Annotated in this window: 18 protein-coding genes and 1 pseudogene; all 19 read right to left on the bottom strand. The window is 35.9% G+C overall.

Annotated elements, in window-relative coordinates; translation table 11 throughout:
* Nucleotides 1-250: 250 nt before the first annotated feature.
* The 19 genes and pseudogenes from AC5FEC_RS08100 to AC5FEC_RS08190 all read right to left on the bottom strand — a co-directional run bounded on the left by AC5FEC_RS08100 (nucleotide 251) and on the right by AC5FEC_RS08190 (nucleotide 18,166).
* On the bottom strand, nucleotides 251-1,483 hold the full coding sequence (locus tag AC5FEC_RS08100) for a nucleotide sugar dehydrogenase (RefSeq protein ID WP_493661853.1): 1,233 nt from the start codon (nucleotides 1,481-1,483) through the stop codon (nucleotides 251-253).
* Nucleotides 1,484-1,505: 22 nt separating this feature from the next.
* Entirely contained in the window at nucleotides 1,506-2,963 is a 1,458-nt protein-coding gene (locus AC5FEC_RS08105) for a flippase (protein ID WP_493661854.1), read from the bottom strand.
* A gap of 22 nt (nucleotides 2,964-2,985) precedes the next feature.
* Entirely contained in the window at nucleotides 2,986-4,320 is a 1,335-nt protein-coding gene (locus AC5FEC_RS08110; protein WP_493661855.1) for an O-antigen polymerase, read from the bottom strand.
* A 7-nt stretch (nucleotides 4,321-4,327) separates the two neighbouring features.
* Nucleotides 4,328-5,176, bottom strand: a complete 849-nt coding sequence (locus tag AC5FEC_RS08115; protein WP_493661856.1) for a glycosyltransferase family 2 protein — start codon at nucleotides 5,174-5,176, stop codon at nucleotides 4,328-4,330.
* Nucleotides 5,173-5,796, bottom strand: a complete 624-nt coding sequence (locus tag AC5FEC_RS08120) for a hypothetical protein (protein ID WP_149517694.1) — start codon at nucleotides 5,794-5,796, stop codon at nucleotides 5,173-5,175. The genes AC5FEC_RS08115 and AC5FEC_RS08120 overlap by 4 nt, the downstream gene beginning before the upstream one ends.
* Before the next feature lie 31 nt (nucleotides 5,797-5,827).
* Nucleotides 5,828-6,874 (bottom strand): glycosyltransferase family 4 protein, encoded by a 1,047-nt coding sequence (locus AC5FEC_RS08125; RefSeq protein WP_493661857.1) that lies wholly within the window; start codon nucleotides 6,872-6,874, stop codon nucleotides 5,828-5,830.
* A gap of 24 nt (nucleotides 6,875-6,898) precedes the next feature.
* A complete protein-coding gene (locus tag AC5FEC_RS08130) occupies nucleotides 6,899-7,783 on the bottom strand; it encodes an ATP-grasp fold amidoligase family protein (protein ID WP_493661858.1) in 885 nt (294 codons plus the stop codon).
* A 13-nt stretch (nucleotides 7,784-7,796) separates the two neighbouring features.
* Nucleotides 7,797-8,549, bottom strand: coding sequence for a glycosyltransferase family 2 protein (locus AC5FEC_RS08135; protein ID WP_493661859.1), 753 nt, complete (start codon nucleotides 8,547-8,549; stop codon nucleotides 7,797-7,799).
* Between the two features lie 10 nt (nucleotides 8,550-8,559).
* Nucleotides 8,560-9,773 (bottom strand): annotated as a pseudogene (locus tag AC5FEC_RS08140) (DegT/DnrJ/EryC1/StrS family aminotransferase).
* 14 nt (nucleotides 9,774-9,787) lie between these two features.
* Nucleotides 9,788-10,480 (bottom strand): sugar transferase, encoded by a 693-nt coding sequence (locus AC5FEC_RS08145; RefSeq protein WP_493661860.1) that lies wholly within the window; start codon nucleotides 10,478-10,480, stop codon nucleotides 9,788-9,790.
* An 8-nt stretch (nucleotides 10,481-10,488) separates the two neighbouring features.
* Nucleotides 10,489-12,297, bottom strand: coding sequence for a polysaccharide biosynthesis protein (locus AC5FEC_RS08150; protein ID WP_493661861.1), 1,809 nt, complete (start codon nucleotides 12,295-12,297; stop codon nucleotides 10,489-10,491).
* Between the two features lie 22 nt (nucleotides 12,298-12,319).
* A complete protein-coding gene (locus AC5FEC_RS08155) occupies nucleotides 12,320-13,030 on the bottom strand; it encodes a tyrosine-protein kinase (RefSeq protein ID WP_493661862.1) in 711 nt (236 codons plus the stop codon).
* Nucleotides 13,031-13,039: 9 nt separating this feature from the next.
* Complete coding sequence (locus AC5FEC_RS08160) at nucleotides 13,040-13,735, bottom strand: CspC family polysaccharide chain length determinant protein (RefSeq protein ID WP_493661863.1); 696 nt, start codon at nucleotides 13,733-13,735, stop codon at nucleotides 13,040-13,042.
* A gap of 62 nt (nucleotides 13,736-13,797) precedes the next feature.
* Nucleotides 13,798-14,529: a capsular polysaccharide biosynthesis protein Cps4B gene (gene cps4B, locus AC5FEC_RS08165; protein WP_493661864.1), complete on the bottom strand. Its 732-nt coding sequence runs from the start codon at nucleotides 14,527-14,529 to the stop codon at nucleotides 13,798-13,800.
* Between the two features lie 3 nt (nucleotides 14,530-14,532).
* Entirely contained in the window at nucleotides 14,533-15,984 is a 1,452-nt protein-coding gene (gene cpsA / locus AC5FEC_RS08170) for an LCP family glycopolymer transferase CpsA (protein WP_493661865.1), read from the bottom strand.
* A gap of 371 nt (nucleotides 15,985-16,355) precedes the next feature.
* The gene (gene nrdG, locus AC5FEC_RS08175) at nucleotides 16,356-16,955 is read right to left on the bottom strand and encodes an anaerobic ribonucleoside-triphosphate reductase activating protein (RefSeq protein WP_493661866.1); all 600 of its coding nucleotides are present in this window, start codon (nucleotides 16,953-16,955) and stop codon (nucleotides 16,356-16,358) included.
* Nucleotides 16,948-17,466, bottom strand: a complete 519-nt coding sequence (locus AC5FEC_RS08180) for a GNAT family N-acetyltransferase (protein WP_493661867.1) — start codon at nucleotides 17,464-17,466, stop codon at nucleotides 16,948-16,950. The genes nrdG and AC5FEC_RS08180 overlap by 8 nt, the downstream gene beginning before the upstream one ends.
* A 9-nt stretch (nucleotides 17,467-17,475) precedes the next feature.
* The gene (locus tag AC5FEC_RS08185; RefSeq protein WP_493661868.1) at nucleotides 17,476-17,973 is read right to left on the bottom strand and encodes a GNAT family N-acetyltransferase; all 498 of its coding nucleotides are present in this window, start codon (nucleotides 17,971-17,973) and stop codon (nucleotides 17,476-17,478) included.
* 52 nt (nucleotides 17,974-18,025) lie between these two features.
* Entirely contained in the window at nucleotides 18,026-18,166 is a 141-nt protein-coding gene (locus AC5FEC_RS08190; protein ID WP_002894059.1) for a hypothetical protein, read from the bottom strand.
* Nucleotide 18,167: the final 1 nt, after the last annotated feature.

Consider the following 18,167-nt stretch of genomic DNA (forward strand, 5'->3'; position numbering starts at 1 on the left):
GAAAGTGATATTCAAGAAATTATCAACCACAAAGCCCTCACTTAGATTATACTTCTAAATGAGGGCTGTTGTCTTTATTTTCGTGTTTCTGTGGGTGACGGCTATGTCGTCATGGCTGTCTGTCCCAGCCTCTTAGATAAAGTTCATTCCTTTATGTCAATAAAAGAAGCAAATACGAAGGAATTGGTTAGAATGTGACATTGTAGAGGGAGATTGAATCATGTAACTATGCTACAAGATATAAACTGAATTAATCTCGTTTGAAAATATCCCTAGTGTAAACTTTTTCTTGTACATCTTCTAAGCTTTCATCAAAACGATTGGCAATAATCACTTGACTAAGTTCTTTAAAATTTTTAAAATCATTGACCACCTTACTGCCAAAGAAGGTAACACCATCCTCAAGTGTTGGCTCGTAAATAATAATGGTGACACCCTTGGCCTTCAGACGTTTCATAACACCTTGAATAGAAGATTGCCTGAAATTATCTGAGTCACTTTTCATTGTCAAACGATAAACACCGACAGTAATGTCTCGCTCCCTAGCTGGCTCATAGGAGTCATTACCAACATAAGCACCAGCAAGATCTAAAATCCGATCGGCAATATAATCTTTCCTTGTCCGATTACTTTGTACAATCGCTGTCATCATATCCTGAGGAACATCAGAGTAATTTGCAAGAAGTTGCTTGGTATCTTTAGGAAGACAATAGCCACCATAGCCAAAGGAAGGATTGTTATAGTGAGAGCCGATCCGTGGATCTAAACAAACTCCATCAATAATAGCTTGAGTGTCTAGACCCTTCATCTCAGAATAAGTATCCAGCTCATTAAAATAAGAAACGCGCAGAGCAAGATAAGTATTCGCAAACAGTTTCACCGCTTCAGCTTCTGTAGAGCCCATATACAATGTATCAATATCTTCTTTTAAAGCTCCTTCTTGGAGCAATCCCGCAAAAGTTTCAGCAGCGCCTACCAAGTGCTCATTATTTTTATCTGTCCCTAAAATAATTCGACTCGGGTACAGATTATCATAAAGTGCTTTTGATTCACGCAAAAACTCAGGGCTAAATAAGATATTTTCAGTCTGAAACTTCTTCCGCGCTGACTCTGTGTAGCCCACAGGAACTGTACTTTTAATCACCATGATTGCCTCAGGGTTATATTTCAGCACTGTTTTGATGACAGACTCTACAGCAGACGTATCGAAGAAATTCTTTTTTGGATCATAATTAGTTGGAGCTGCAATAACAACAAAATCTGCATCCTGATAAGCTTCTTCTGCATTCAATGTAGCCACTAAATTTAACTCTTTTTCTGTAAGATATTTCTCTATATAATCATCTTGGATAGGGGACTGTTTTTGATTGATTAGCTCGACTTTCTCAGGAATGATGTCCACTGCCACTACTTGATGATGCTGAGACAACAAAACTGCAATGGACAAACCAACATACCCTGTACCTGCTACTGCTATTTTCATTTATTATCATCCTCATTAATTTCTACATACGATTTTTAAATTTTCCTAGCATAGCAACTATTGTTTTATGTTTTAATGCTATTAAAATTAACAAATAAGAAGGAACTGAGACCATTATAGCCGTTACAATTCGAAGAGCTGATATCATAACTGTATCACCTAAAATTATGCGATTTATAGCCCAACATCCAAGGACAACAATCCCTGCTCCTAAAAAAGAGCATGCAAATGTTTTCCAATTAGCTAAGTTATGGCTTAATACATATTTTTTTGAATAATATCTCTGCACCAGCATATTCAAAAATTCAGCTAAAACTGTTGTAAGAGCTGCACCAATCATCCCAATATAGGGAATCAGAATCAAATTACCAACAATATTAAATATAGCTGAGATAGAGGTACCAATTAAAATTTTCTTTTCCTCACGACCTATAATTAGCATACAATTTGTATAAATTGAAGAAATTAAGGCAAATATAACAGAAAAGCTCAGCAATCTTAAAACTGATTCCCCAACAAGGTACTCCTGCCCTCCAACAATCAAAATTATTGACTTACTCAACATAAACAATCCAGCGGATATAGGCAATAATATTAGGATTAGTAAATTGAAAATATCCTTTAAATATTTTCGATAACGCTGGACATCTGAAACTAAAGTAACGACTAATCGAGGCACTGCAACGACTATAACAGCATTTACCAGTTGCTTAAGTATATTATAAATTTTAGATGAAAAACTATATACTCCCACAACTGAGTCGGATTCAAACATCCCTAAAATAGTAATATCAGAATTCACATAGATAATAACAGCCAATGAATTCAGAAAAAGTATCGCCATTGGCACAAAAAATTTCCTAAAAGGAATGGAAAAAGTGAAAAATACATCAACATATTTTCTTATATAAAAAAGATTGACTACATTCCCTCCATATGACCCACCTATCATTATCCAACAATAAATAACTGTATCATCTGGCTTTCTTACAAAAAGAAAAATAGCTATTAATGCAATAAATTGGATGATAATATATCGTACTGTAATATATAAAAAATCTTCATAAACTATATTAACCCAATCCAAACCAATTGTTGTTAGTATAATACATAAGCTTTGAACTGCTATCAACGTAAAATAAATGTTTAATTTACTGCTATAAAAAGTTATAAAAAATAATAATATATAAGCGACTGCTGATGTTAGCAAATTAAAAGAAAATAATTGAGAAGTTAAGTGAGAAAGAGCTTTTCGATCCTTTCTAATTCTTGCACCTTCTCTCACTGCATAATTCGTTAATCCAAATGCTGCTAGTAAAGCAAAATAGCTTACAATAGACACCGCAAAATTATACTTACCAAACTCTGCCTTACCTAAAACCCTTGAAACATAGGGAAAAGTCACCAAGGGAAAAACAATTGTCATCGCTTGACGTATAATATTTAAGATAGCATTTTTAGTTAAAGATTGTTCTTTCATTTTCTCTCCGTAAAGCCTATATTTATTTCCATCTTAACCGTATTCTCGTACCTTCGCCCGATAAAAAACTATATAGAAATATAATTACAAAAAGTATAATAATAGTACCAGCGGATATATATGCACTACTATACTGAATAATAGATGATGAAACAATCCAATAATACAAATATCCATAGACTAAAGTCCAACGTGCTGTCTTTAGACTTTTAGCCCTATATTTTATTTTTCCGTAATAAATATAGGCAAAAAGAATTGCTATTAAAGCTACAAATATGTACATTCCCAATAAACCAAAATCATGCAAAGGTCTTCTAAAGAATGTATAAATATTGCTTAATCCGATTCCTAGTGGACGAAATTCTAAATTGTAAGAGGTCGACTTTTCACCAAAGCCTAAGTAGTTAAAAATTTTTAACAGACTGAACAGCGACTCTTCTCCCCAGACCTTTACAGGAACAGGAGATTCAATATATTTTGAAAACAATACTATGCCACTTGCAATATAGTCTGAAATATAGTCAAATAGTGTTCTAGAAGTACTTCTCCCTAAAAGAGACAAGGAATAATAGAAAAGAGGAATCCCTATCAATAAACTAGTCACACCCAATCGTATCATTTTCCATGACAAATTTCTAAACCAACCATTTTTTTGATGCCAAAGAATATAGTATTCAATTAACATCGCACTAAGTAATTTTAAAACCTGCGTCCTTCCAGCACCAAATGTACTCGGTAAAATTGATAGAAAAATTAGTATCAGCAACAAAAAATTAGTACGATGTTTTTTATATTGATAAATAACATTACTTATTAATAGATAAGATGCAACATATCCTGAACCTTCTACTATCTTGAGTAAATGGGTAATCATCCCACCTACGGAGTCAACATCTCTCCCTTCCAGTTGATTGACTCCTATTCTTCGGTATTCTTGAAACATTGCAGATATATTTCCACCACCAACAAGGGATCTAATTTGCAAGAAATACCAAATTATAATTAAAGTATTAATAATAATTAGTAAATATAATTTCCAGTGTCTAACAGAATAGCCCACAAATTTAGTTTCATAACTCAATTTTTGGTCTATTATTTGTTTTCGTGACCTTATAAAGAAATTTTTCATTATCATTTCACTCACAATAAAAACAAAAACACCAGTTATTGTAATTAATCCAGCATTAACATTATAATCAATGTTCCAATTCCGAATATTAAGTATTGCAAATAGTGAACTGATACTAAACATTATTGTCATCATTGTAGATGGTGATAGAATGTCTCGATCTGATAGTAGATAAGATAAAAAGAATAAACTCAACATCCCCAATAACAGAACATATAGAAAGCTCATTTTCCCCTCAATCTTCTGTCGATTCCATTAATCCAATAAAAGCATTGCACGATTCTAACAAACATTTATTTACAAAAATAACTTTTTTATACAAATCTTTGTAAGTTTGATTTGTAGATACGTCCTCATGGTGAATTACCTTTATGCTCGGATCATATACAAATTTTAAATTATCTCTCATACCTAAATAGTGTAAAATATAAGATTCATAATACATGAATGTTTTAGAGTAAAAACATTCATCATGGGTGTCTATAAATGATTTCGAAAATATATAGATTGCACCATGCAAAGGTTTATTAATTTGAACAGATTCAAAGCCCGCTACTTGATTGATATTTTCATCAGGAGTACTACGCAATAAATACTTTAACCGGATTAAAAATTTGAATTTATTTTTAAATTTCAACTTCCTTTGAGTTGATTTCAAGTCTTGTAAACTATAATTATTCTCTCTTTGAGGATTTTGGTGAATATTTGTCTTAGTTGAAAAAATATCCGGTCCCAATACATCAAATTGATGAAGTTCGTGTGATTTTTCTAATCGTTCAGTAAAATCTGTCTGTGTAATAAATACATCGTTGTTCATTACAACGATATATTCCGGAGAGTACTTTTTAGCTTCTTCATAGCCTAGATTGTTGCCTCTTGCAAATCCAACATTTTCTTTTGATACTAAAACAGTAATTTCTTCATCTTGCTGATATTTTGCAATTAGTATTTCACCAGACTTATTAGGAGAAGCATTGTCCACGATAACAATATGTCTAGAACCCTTCACCATTTTTTTTATCGTATTGACACAATCAATCGTTTCATCTAACGCTTGATAATGTAAAATAACAAAAGCAATCATAGTAACTTTTTCTCCCTAATAAAATCGTCTATTTCTTGTCGCCGAATTTCTCTAAAATCAAAGTAAGTAGCGACTTCATGACAAATCATATCATATTTCTTAACAAATTTTTCAAGTTTATATTCATCAAAATAATCCATTTTAGATTCTTTTCTGTTCCTCAAACGAATAGATTCTAAAATTTCATTTATTGAAGCTGAAATAAATATCACATCTACATTTTTTAAAATAGGCTGAAAAAAAGAAATTATTTCTATAACTTTCTCAGTAGATAGATTATAGTTCACTCCTAATGATATAATTCTATGAACTAGCCCCTCGTCTAATATGCTATGGGAACTAAAACCTATTTTATACGACGTTGCTACTAGAACAATACTGTCTAACATATCCGATATTGTTAAATCATGAAAAACCGCAGATAAGTCCTCATTAAATAGCATCGCTCTTAATTTCTTACTATAATATAAAGAAATAGGAGAGTATTTAGATAATTTTTTCACCTTAGCTAGCACTCGATTGTTTGCCTTCTGACTAATTTCTTCCCTGCTAATGCCTACTATTTTTTCTTTCACATATGTTTTTCCACATCCGGGTGGACCGAAGAATTCTATTTTCATTTTCCCTCTATGAGATTCTAACTAAAAATATTTAATCGTAGTATTCAATAAGATTGAGTATCCTCTGTATATGTTTATCAGGTAAGTAGTATTCTGCTGATTTCAAACAATTTTTTCTAATCTCAATAATTCCATCTTGTTGTTGAATCAACCATTCAATACCCTCTTCCAAATTTAAAGCTAACTGACTTGGATAAATAATACCATTATATCCAGTAATAACTGATTCTTTATTACAGTTCCAGTCTGTTGCTATAACAGGAAGTCCTGCAAAAAAACTTTCAATGATAGTGCCCGCAGCACCCTCACCTTCCCAATACGTTGGGAAAAGTAATCCGTAGTAATTTTGTAACACGTCTGTAGATTCAGAAAAAGAAACCTCTCCCATATAATGAATAAAATCAGGTGTCTGTCTTAAAAGAGATTCTAGTTCAGATTTATACTCTAAATCAACTGGACCATAAATATCTAAGCTACAAACTATTTTTTCATGAGTTTGGTTTATATGCTGAACTGCTTTAATCGCCTCTGAAATTCCTTTTTTCTTTGTAACTCTAGAAAATGTACAAAAACGATAAGGAATATCAGAACGGTAACTTTTATCACATACATCAACTATTTTTATATCTCTAAAATTTGGAATAACTTCCACATTCGAAATTCCACGTTCTACAAGTTGCTCAGCAAGTTGCTTAGTCTCTACAAGATTCATAGTAAAGCTTTTTAAATATTTCTTAAACAACGGTTTTTCATCTATGAATTCACCTAATCTCCCACCAATCACATCATGAATTACTTTAACATTAAACATTTTCGCTGCAACATAAAGTAATGGAAAAAATATATTCATTCCATTTCCTGATACAAGTACAAAAATATTTTCTGTACTAATTATAGTTTTCAATGTTTTTAAAAAAAGTCTAACAGGACGCTTATTTTTATAGTAGGTATCAATAATTTGAATATCCTCAGAAGTTGCTTTTTTTAATTCATCATATAAATTAATTGTTTTTACTGTTTGCCCATCTGTGAATTTTTGATTCCCTCCAAAATGTCCAATAATCGCAATTTTGTTCATCAAACCCTCAATTCTTTATAGCAATCATAATTTGGGTAAAGAGAATAATTCTCCCCATTCGACATCATATTTCTTAGGATTTATTGGCATCATACCGGCAGCAGGGGTAAAAGTCAATTCTGCAAACTTAAAGGAGTTTTCTGTAATAAAAAAATCAACTCTTACAAATGGAAATTCTGAGGATAATTTTTTAGCAACATCAATCATTTCATCTAAAAAAGATGGAATAGTCAACTCACCAAAATCTTTATAATCATTACGAATCAATGGCATTTTTTGACCATCTAATTGATAGAAACCTATCTCTGCTTGCCTATCATGTATTAAATCTGAAGAAACATAAAAGAATGCCGGATTCCCATTAAAACAGAAAAATTTATAATCAGTTATAACATCACCTAAGTATTCTTCGCAAATAATTCGTCTTTCTTTAATTTTTCCATAATGTAGTTCGACATTAAATTTTGAAAAATCTTCTTTTAGCCATCTATTTAACTGAGAAGTTGCTGCTTTTTTATCGAATTCTTTTTTATTGTGACATAAAATATTATATGCACATCCATGAGTACACTTTAAAACAAATTTATCAGGAAGGGCGTCCCAATCAATATCATTGGCATTATCCCATACACCAATTAAATTTGTCAGATATTTAGAATACCCTTTATCCTCAATATATTCCCTAACCTGATATTTATCACTACATTTGATCACTGTCGGATTGTTTGGGCAATAATACAATTTATACCACTGTAATTTCTCATTCAATTTTTTAGGATTATTCAAATCCAAAGACTCTTTTAAATATATACGATAATATAATTTAGAAAGAGTATCATGTGGAACTATATTAAATAATATAGTCTGCAATTTTCTCCTCATTTTATACAACAAACTATCTCTATCCATTATTCCCCTCCATTTACTTAATTTTCACTAACTTTATAAAAATCCAATATAAAATATGAAAACTACTTCTACAAATACTTAACTTTTCAATGTCTCTATATAATTCCCAATGATACTTTATCAGTGATATTTTGTTACTTGATATCGAATTGTTTCGAATTCTATACTGCATAAGTACTTGATTCAAGCCATAAATATACTCTGTTTTTTTCAGTATTTGCAGCCAAAGTGCATCATCGTTCCTTTTTCTTATATTGGGCACTTCAAACTTTCCTAGTTCCTTTACACTGTACATGACTGTAGAATTACCAACAGGACAATCCAGTAAAATTCTATTATAGTTTGCTTTGGGAAGCGTTTTAATAATTCTACCTGTTTTTTCCCCTGATTCACTAATCTGTTCATAATCAGTACAGGAGAAAGAGATACTATTCTCCTGCATAAAGGACAGTTGTTCACTTAATTTTTCAGCAGTCCACATATCATCTGAATCTAGAAAAGCCATATATTCCCCTTCGGCTTCTCTCATTGCTTTATTCCTAGCAACAGCTGCACCAGAATTTTTTTCTAACCTTATATACTTAATTCTTTTATCTTCTCGGACATACTGACTCACTACCTCTTCTGTGTTGTCACAAGAACAATCATCAACAATTATCATTTCCCAATTAGGATAGGTTTGTGACAAAACCGATTTTATAGTTTCTTCTATAAAATTAGCAGAGTTAAAGGTAGGAGTAATAATTGATACTAAGCCATCTCTCATATCAACCCCCTTATCTTAAAACTTCTGATATTATACCTTTATATTTTTCTATAATATATTCCACTTCCTTATCACTTAGTTTAGTATGTAACGGTAATGTAATTTCATTTTCAAAATAGCGATATGCGTTTGGATAATCTTTAATATCGAATCCTAAATCTTTATAGGCTGTCAACATTGGTAGTGGTTTATAGTGTACGTTGCACGCAATGCCTGCTTCAGCCATCTTTTGAATAATCAAGTTACGTTCTTCTAAACTGATTCCTTCGACATGTGTAACATACAAGTGTCTAGATGACTGATAGTGAGGCCCATCATGTTTCAGGGGTGAAATAGGCATACCTTCAAATGCCTTATCATATTGAGCAACAATCGCTTTTCTTCGTTCTAGTAATTGAGGATATCTTTTTAATTGTACTAACCCAATTGAAGCCATGATATCTGTCATATTACACTTATAAGCTGGCTTCACAATGTCATATTCCCACGATCCTAATTGAGTTTTTGCTAATGCGTCTTTGGTCTGACCATGAAGTGATAAAATCTGAAATTCTTTATACAATTCATCATCATCAATACCAGAATGTGATTTCCAAGTGACACTGCCTCCTTCTACTGTTGTAAAGTTTTTTACAGCATGAAAAGAAAATGATGAAAAATCAGCAATATTCCCAGTAGGAATATTTTTGTAAGTAGCTCCCAATGCATGAGCACTATCAGAAATAACTACAATTCGATTAAAGACATCTTGTAACTTTCCAGTTGCCTTAAATAAATGCTGTTTTGCAAAAACAATATCGAAAATTCTATCGTAATTACATACAATTCCTGCTAATTCTACAGGGATTATCGCTTTTGTATTAGATGTAATGGCTTCTTCAAGCAAATCATAATTCATTTCAAAAGAATTTTCTTGAATATCAACCATAACAGGAGTCGCACCTACATGAGTAATAACACTGCAGGAAGCTGTATAAGTCATCGCCGGAACAATGACTTCATCTCCTTCACCAATCTCTAAAACTCGCAGAATAAGCTCCAAAGCTGCTGTAGCCGAGTTTAAACACACCGTACGATTAGTATGGGTATACTCTGATAAACGTCTTTCTAATTCTTTTGTTTTAGGTCCGGTTGTAATCCAACCTGAACGCAAGGTGTCTGCAACTTCAGCGATTTCTTCCTCTGTAATATCTGGGGGGAAAAAGGGATATTATATTCTGTCATGATAGATCACTCTCCTATTTAACTACTTCCACTACTGTCTGAATCATGATTTTTAGATCATTAATAAAACTAAACTTTCTTAAATACTCTAAATTATAGTGCATTTTTGCGGGCAAAACCTCTTTCACATATGCATCATCAACCGTTAAGCCACGTTCGACACAGCCATTGATTATAAGATCTTCATCTTTGAACGAAATGCTTGCTGGAGAGGTTATCCCAGCTGGCAATAATAAAGTTGCTTTCATTTCATCTGTATACTGATTGGTATATTTAGGAACTTCCGGTCTGGTACCAACAAAACTCATATCTCCTAATAACACATTAACCAATTGTGGCAGTTCATCTATTCGATATTTCCGAATAAACTTTCCAATTTTAGTAATGCGGTTATCATTGTGAGAGGTTACGAGAGAGCCTTTTTTATCAGCTCCCTCAACCATGGTCCGAAATTTCCAAATTTTGAATTCTCTGCCATACTGCGTAATTCGGACTTGCTTATAAATAGCCGGACCCGGACTATCTAGTTTTATCCAAATCCCAATTATCAAAATAACTGGAGAAAATAAGACAAGTAGTACAAAGGCTAATAAACGGTCCATTAAGAATTTAAAAAACAATGAAAACCTTTTATCTCTGAGAAATTTGTAATACCTTTTTACTTTTTCGTTCCTAATTTGGATTGGTAAATCTTCGAACTTTATCATCTATACCCCTACTGCTGTGCAAATTCTACTAACTTTTCTTTCAATTCCGAACCATCTAAATTAGAAATAGACTGAATGAACGCATCCACTTCTGTATTAGAAACGGCCTGCACATTCCCTACAAATATCTTTTCATAGATTTGCTCATCAACCCGCTCCTCATTTGAGAGTAGCTCCTCATATAATTTCTCTCCTGGTCGAATCCCAGTCTCTACAATCTGTATTTCTTCTTCCGTATGTCCGCTTAGTGTAATCATTTTTTTAGCTAAATCTAAAATTTTAACTGGCTCACCCATGTCTAATACGAAAATTTCTCCGCCATGCATTAACGCTCCCGCTTGAATGACTAGGCGACTTGCCTCAGGAATTGTCATGAAATACCGTGTCATTCGGAAATCTGTCACCGTAATTGGACCACCATTTGCAATTTGTTCCTTGAATAGTGGCACAACACTTCCTCGACTGCCTAAAACATTTCCAAAGCGAACTGCAGCAAATAAGGTTTTCCCCTCTTCGTTTAAACTTGTGACAATCATTTCGGCAACACGTTTCGTAGCCCCCATGACATTTGGAGGATTCACAGCCTTATCGGTAGAAACCATCACAAACTTAGCAACTCCAGCCGCTTTAGCAGCCTCAGCAACATTTCTTGTTCCATAAATATTATTTTTAACTGCTTCAGTTGGATTATACTCCATTAGAGGAACATGCTTATGTGCAGCTGCGTGATAGACACGATCTGGTCGGTACTCTTTCATAATATGAAATATCCGCTCTCTGTCCTGAATATCCGCTATGATAGGAACAATTTCTACCTCTTCTCCGTAGTTAGTAGTCAGCTCTTTATGGATTAAATAGATAGAATTTTCTCCATGGCCTAATAGTAATAACCTTGCAGGAGAAAAACGAACTATCTGGCGACAGAGTTCTGAACCAATTGACCCTCCAGCTCCCGTAACCAAGACTGTCTTACCTTCAATATTGGACTGCAAACTTGTTTGGTCAAGTTTAACTTCTTTTCTCCCCAACAAATCAGCAATATCAATTTCTCTTAATTTGTGTACTTTTAACTTCCCTGTAACAACTTCTTCATACTTTGGCATAGCACTGACTTTAGCGCCTGTCTTTTTACAAAGAGAGAGAATGCGCTCATACTCATCTGGTTTAAGCGACGGAATAGCCACTACTATTTGACTTATCTCATAATTTGCTACAATTTCTGGAATTTGTTCGTCTGTACCTACAACCTTAATACCATGCAGGAGCGAACCCTGCTTACTTACATCACGATCCACAACTGCAACAATTTTTAATTCTGGTGAGTCTTTTAGAGCGGTTGTGATAAATAAGCTTCCGCCATCTCCTGCTCCGACGACCAAGGTTCTGCTAACTTTACTTTCTTCAACTTCCGTATAAGTAGTCCCATTCTTAAAACTGTACCACATTCTCCAGCCAAGTCGCATAGATATAGTAAACAAAACAGAGAACATGCAACTAAGTAACAGAAAACGATAACTAATTTTCAGTGATAACGCAATTTCTGTAAGGAAAGTAATAAAATAGGCACCTAATAAAATAAAACTTATGGTACTGAGAGTCTTATAATCTGTGTAACGATTGATGATCGAAAACAATCGAATTTTAAGACCAATTACGAAATAAAGGGCGGCAACTCCTGTTAAAGTTTGTATTAAATTCAAATCTGATAACAGAACATACTCAGATAAGAAAAAGTATGCTACATATCCACTAAAATATATCAGAGTAGCATCAGCTAACATCAAAATAATTCTTTTTTGTGATCGTGTTAGTTCCATTGTCCCCCCAGATTTATATTATCTACTTAGTATTTTCTTTCCCATAGTTCCCGTAATTGCCGTACGCACCATAGATTCCGTATGAGCCATATTTATCCATAGCCACATTGTATTTATTTAAAATAACTCCTAAGAATGGTGTGTCTGTTTGTTCCAGCTGTTCTTTAGCCTTCTGAACCAGCTTGCGTTTGACAGTTCCTGCCTCTGTGACCAGGAGAGAAGCATCACATTTTTGTGCAATGATGGCTGCATCGATAACAAGACCGATCGGTGGTGTATCAACAATAACATAATCATAATATTTGCGTAAAACATTCATCATAGAGTCAAAGTTTTTGCCCTGAAGAAGCGCTGTTGGATTAGGAGAGGTTTGTCCAGACTCAATGACAAAGAGATTTTCTACATCCGTTTCACACAAACCTTGGGAAAGGTCCGTTTTTCCTGCCAAATAGTCTGTCAAACCAGTTATTTTCTCTTTTGATTTGAAGACCCCAGACATGACTGAATTTCGGATATCCGCATCGATCAAAATAGTTTTATAACCAGCTCTGGCAAAGGCAATGGCCAGATTTGTTGAAGTCGTTGACTTTCCTTCATTGGGCTGAACAGAGGTCAAGGCAATAATTTTGAGGTTGTCCCCGCTCAACTGGATATTGGTACGAAGGGCGTTGTAATACTCTTCTGTCTTCTCAATAGAAGCTTTTCTGCTTCTTGATAATTCTAATCTCGGCATACTATCTCCTTATTTCAGTTTATTCATGTCAGGTACAACGCCAAGCAAGGTCAAACCCATAACTTCTTCAATATCTTCTGGCTTCTTCACTCGGTCGTCTAGAATATCTACCAACAGTACAACTACAACCATCACAACGCCTCCCGCAAGGAAGCCAAGCAACACATTGCGGCGGATATTTGGTGAAGATGGCTCTTTAGGTACTTCCGCTTCTTCCAAGGTTGTAACATCTGACACTTTAGTAACCGCAATGATTTTTTCTGCAGCCACTTCGCGAAGCGTATTGGCTATGCGGCTAGCCTCGTTCGGATTCCCATCCGCTACGGTGATTGATACAATCCGTGTGTCGGTCGGTACTGCAACAGTCACTTTTGCCGACAGTCCAGCCGGTGTCGTCGGCAGATTTAGCTCTGAAATCACGCTCGCTAAAACGTCTTGTGATAAAATGATTTCTTTATAGTCTTTTACCAGATAAGCCCCTGCTTGCAAATCTTGATTTGTCAAAGCATTGTTGTCAGATTGCTGACGATTGACAACATAAATCCGTGTCGTGCTCTGATAAGAAGGTTTCGCTAAAAACACACTGTAACCCAATGCTAAAATAGCCATTACTAAAGCTGTCAAAACAATCAGAAACTTCCTTTTCCAGACTGTTTTCAACAAGGACAAGACGTCGATTTCAACCATTTGATTTTCTTGATTCATTTTCCTATTTTTCTCCTAAATTAAGATTGATGGTTTACCAATGCGAGGAATCGCTCCGCAAATTAAATAAACTCATCACTTAACAGAATTTCTTGATTTTTTCTAAATATTCGTTCTGCATATGATTCTCCGTATTTCTTAGCAATGATATCATAGGCTTCTTTTAGATATGGTGGACGGGAAGCCAAATTATGCATATCACTCGCTACAAAATGCACCAAATCATGGTCAAGAAAGAATTGAGCTCGTTTTTTCATAAATTTATATTTGTCACCAAACAATTTTGGCTTCAGAACACTGGAGCTGTTAATCTGCATATAACAACCCATATTTATCAACTCACGGACTCTTTTCTCATCATTTTCTAAGCAATGGTAACGCTCAATATGAGCAACTACCGGAGTCATACCCAGACGTAAAACATTGCTCAAAGCTGAGTGAATTTCCTTGTAAGGAGTACTCATACTAAACTCAATCAAAGCGTAAGTCGTCCCCCCTAATTTGGGAATTCGCCCCTGCTCTAACTTTTCTAGGACATCACTTGTATAATAAATTTCTGCTCCGTAAAGAATCATCAAATCATCTGCAATTTCCTTAGCCAACTCCTGTACTTGCTTGAAGTTTGCTGCAATCTTTTCTTCCGGAGTCTCAAACATTCCTTTTCTGCGATGAGAAGTTGAAACAATCGTCCTCACTCCTTGGCGATAGCTTTCTTCTAGCAAAGCTCTGCTATCTTCAATCGTATTCGGACCATCATCAACATCAAAAACAATGTGAGAATGAATATCAATCATGTTTTACTTTCCTTCCATAGTATCTTGAATGGCTGCTTTAGCCGCATTCAAGCTATTTTGATCAATTTCCATCATATAAAGACTAGCATCTGGCATGGCATGAGATGGCAGGCCAGTCGTTCCATTTCCTGTTAGGGCTTGGGAAACTACATTATAACTACCACCAGATTCTAGCTGTGTATTCACTAAGTTAACCATGGTTTCAAGGCTCATATTTGTTTGCACAGAATCCTGCAGACCAGAGATAATACCATTGTAATTTCTCAAGGCGTCTGTTGACGTTAATTTCTGGATAATGGCCGCAATTACTTTTTCTTGATTTTTTCCGCGATCGTTATCGCCACCGCTAAGGGAATATCGTTCCCGAACAAAGGTTAACGCTTGTTCTGAGTTCAGAGAGATCGTTCCGATCGGATAGTTTGTATTTCCCACAGTAAATTCCTGGTCATTATAAACATCAATTCCACCAAGTAAGTCGATTAATTTCAAGAAAGAGGTGAAATTGAGACGAACATAATAATTGATGTCGATCCCATAAAGATTTTCTAGGGTGTGAACGGAAGCATCAACACCGTAGATCCCAGCATGGGTTAATTTGTCAGATTGGTTGAGACCGCCGTCTGCGATTGGCACATAGGCATCTCGTGGCGTTGTCGTCAACAAGACTTTCTTAGTCTTACGATTGACTGTCATAATGATATTTACGTCGGAACGAGACACAGATGAAATCGGCCCGTACGTATCAATTCCACTAACATAAATATTGAAGACATCCGCATTTGGATCTTGTTTCCCTATGGCTGTTTCAATCTTTTTAGTTAATTTATAAGAATATATTTTCTTAATCTTGGAAGCGTAGTCTGGATCCTCACTGCGAAGCGTATCCTCAAACACACTATTCAAAACAATGGCCTTTGCTTCCCCGTTTGTCAGAGACCGGTAGGCAGCTAAGTAAGATGTTGCTGTGTCAACTGTCAAGTCAACTTTTTTTAGTTGAGCTACATTCTGCGTCAGCGCATTGATGTTGTCAGCATCTGTCCCCGTCGGAGCTAAAACATTTGTTAAATCCTTAACATCTGTAATTTCACTGTCTGCCAGAACAGCAATGCTCATTTCATATTCTGAATAATTAGAAGTAGAATTCAAACCACTCGATAAATCCATGACTTCCTTGAAAGCATACATAGATATGGATCCCGCAAACAGAGCCAGAATAAGAACAATGCTGGTAGTAACACGCGCCTTATTTTTAAAGATAAGAAAGGCCGATGCGACTGCTACCAGCAGAATGAAAAAAATGGCGACAATATTCAAATATCGGAAAGCCAATAAATTGTAGCGAATAATCGTAAAAATTAGCAGGGCTGCTAACAAAGCATAGACACCCAAGAGTGCACTGTTCAGAATTCTAAAACGTTTTGTGTTCTTTGACGAGATCCTTCTTTTATGAGACATTACCGTTAACTACCTTCTATGTGAAATTACTCTAGTTTATTATATCACAAAAGTCCCCCTTTTTTAAGAAATTCTTAAGAATATTACATAATTGTAAAAAGTTTCTACTTTTTTGTGAACAATTTTAAATCTAAAATAGATGCCCTTTTTAAAATCAAAATAAGAAAACGATGCCTTAAAATAGGCACCGCTCGTTTCGGAAATATGTATAAAAATAGCGACGATCATTACTCTGCTAGTCTTGGATATTGACTTAAAAAAAGTAATTCTTTCGTCAAAAATAGCGCTTTGAATTATTACCAGTAAGAATCTACACTTTTTTGATTTATAATAAGGATAAAATACTAAACCCACTGGTTACACTTTATTCATTACACTAGTTTATCTCGGTCAACTTGTTCATAGGCCTGCAGCCCGTCATTGAGCTTGTCCCAGATGATTACCTCACCTGCCCGAAGTGACTTCTGCACATCAATGATGCGCTGATTAGAAGAACCGCGGAATTGCAGCATGAGATTCTTCTTTGTGATATCAAAACGGCCGTCCACCAAGATGTCAATCAGACTCAGTAGCTCCAGCTTATCCTCCGTTTCCAGCATCATCTCCTCCCAGGTGTAGCCTGTCCAGGACCAGATATCCTTGTCCGGCAGCTCTCTCCGAATCCGCTTGACCAAGGGCAGAAGAATGCCTGTGTTGAGAAAAGGCTCGCCGCCTAGGAGAGTCAGCCCCTGCACATAGGGCTCCGCCAAGTCCTTCATAATCTGCTCCTCCAGCTCTGGGGTATAGGGAATGCCAGCGTTGAAGGACCAAGTTGCTGCATTATAGCAGCCCTCACAGTGAAACATACAGCCACTGACATAGAGGGAGTTGCGGACGCCTTCGCCATCTACAAAATTAAAGGCCTTATAATCAATGATTCGCCCCTTACTCAACTCCTCACTTTTCCATTCTTGGGGTTTAGGATTATTCATCTTTATCCTCCAAATTTATCCAGTAACGCTGACTTCTATCGATTGTATTTTCGTAAACACCTCCAGCGGAGAGAATCGTGCGGCGGCTGGCTTCGTTGTCTTCATCGCAGGTAATCAGCACTCGTTCTAGTCCTTGCTTTCGAGCCTCTGCTAGTCCTAGCTCTAGCTGCAACTTAGCCAAGCCCTTTCTGCGTTGACTGGGGCGGATAGAATAGCCAATATGCCCGCCCTCCACAAATAATTTGTCATTCAAAGACAAGCGCAGAGCTAAAAAGCCCAGAGGCAAGCCGGTCTCATCAAAGGATAAAAATTGAATGGCAGGAACCCAGCCTGCTGGCAAGTTTGCCGCATCTTCCTGCCGTCTCACCATTTGTAACCAATCTTCATAATCCTTTGCTCGCTTCCAAGTGGAGCCCATGCCACCGTGCATATAGGATTTTGCTGCATCGAACTCCGCAATCATCTCTAAAATCGCGTCTTTATCTTCCAAAGTTGGTTGTCGTAACTTCATAGGCTTTCCTCAATCTATATCAATCCAATAACGCTCTTTCCCAGCTCGAATATCCTCTAAAGCTCCGCCATTAGCTAAAATCACTGCTCGGCTGGCTTCATTGTCACTATCGCAAGTCACTAGGACTCGTTTTATATTTTTACTTTTGGCTACTTGCAAGCCTTGTCGCAGCTGCTCTTTTGCCAATCCTTTCCCACGCGCAGAAGGACGGATACTATAACCGATATGCCCGCCTTCTTGGAGCAAATAGTCATTGAGCCGCAAGCGCAGATTGAGAAAGCCCACTGCCTGACCATCTGCAGCAAAAGAGATTAGTTGGATGTAAGGCACAAAACCTTCTGGCAAGCCTAGACCAGCTTCGGCGAGCTGAATCGTCTCCAGCCAGTCCTCGTAGACAAAATCCACTCCACCAAAGAAGCCATCCTGCCGGCTGCCAGCTGCTTCAAAGTCAGCCAGCATCTCTAAAATCTTTTCCTTGTCTTCTAGTTTCGGTCGTCTCAGCTCCATACTTCCTCCTGATACGAAGAGAGTGAGACCGCCTTGCGCCCCACTCTGACTTCTATTGTTTCTTGTTCTTTTCTAAAAATTGCTGACGCAGTTTGGCCAATCGTTCTTTTTTGCCGCTGCCTCCCTGCGAATGTTTTTCATGGAAACGCTGCACCTGAGCCTTTCCTTTGTCGTCCAATTGATACTTTCCCATC

The organism is Streptococcus sp. STC1396, assembly GCF_058933875.1.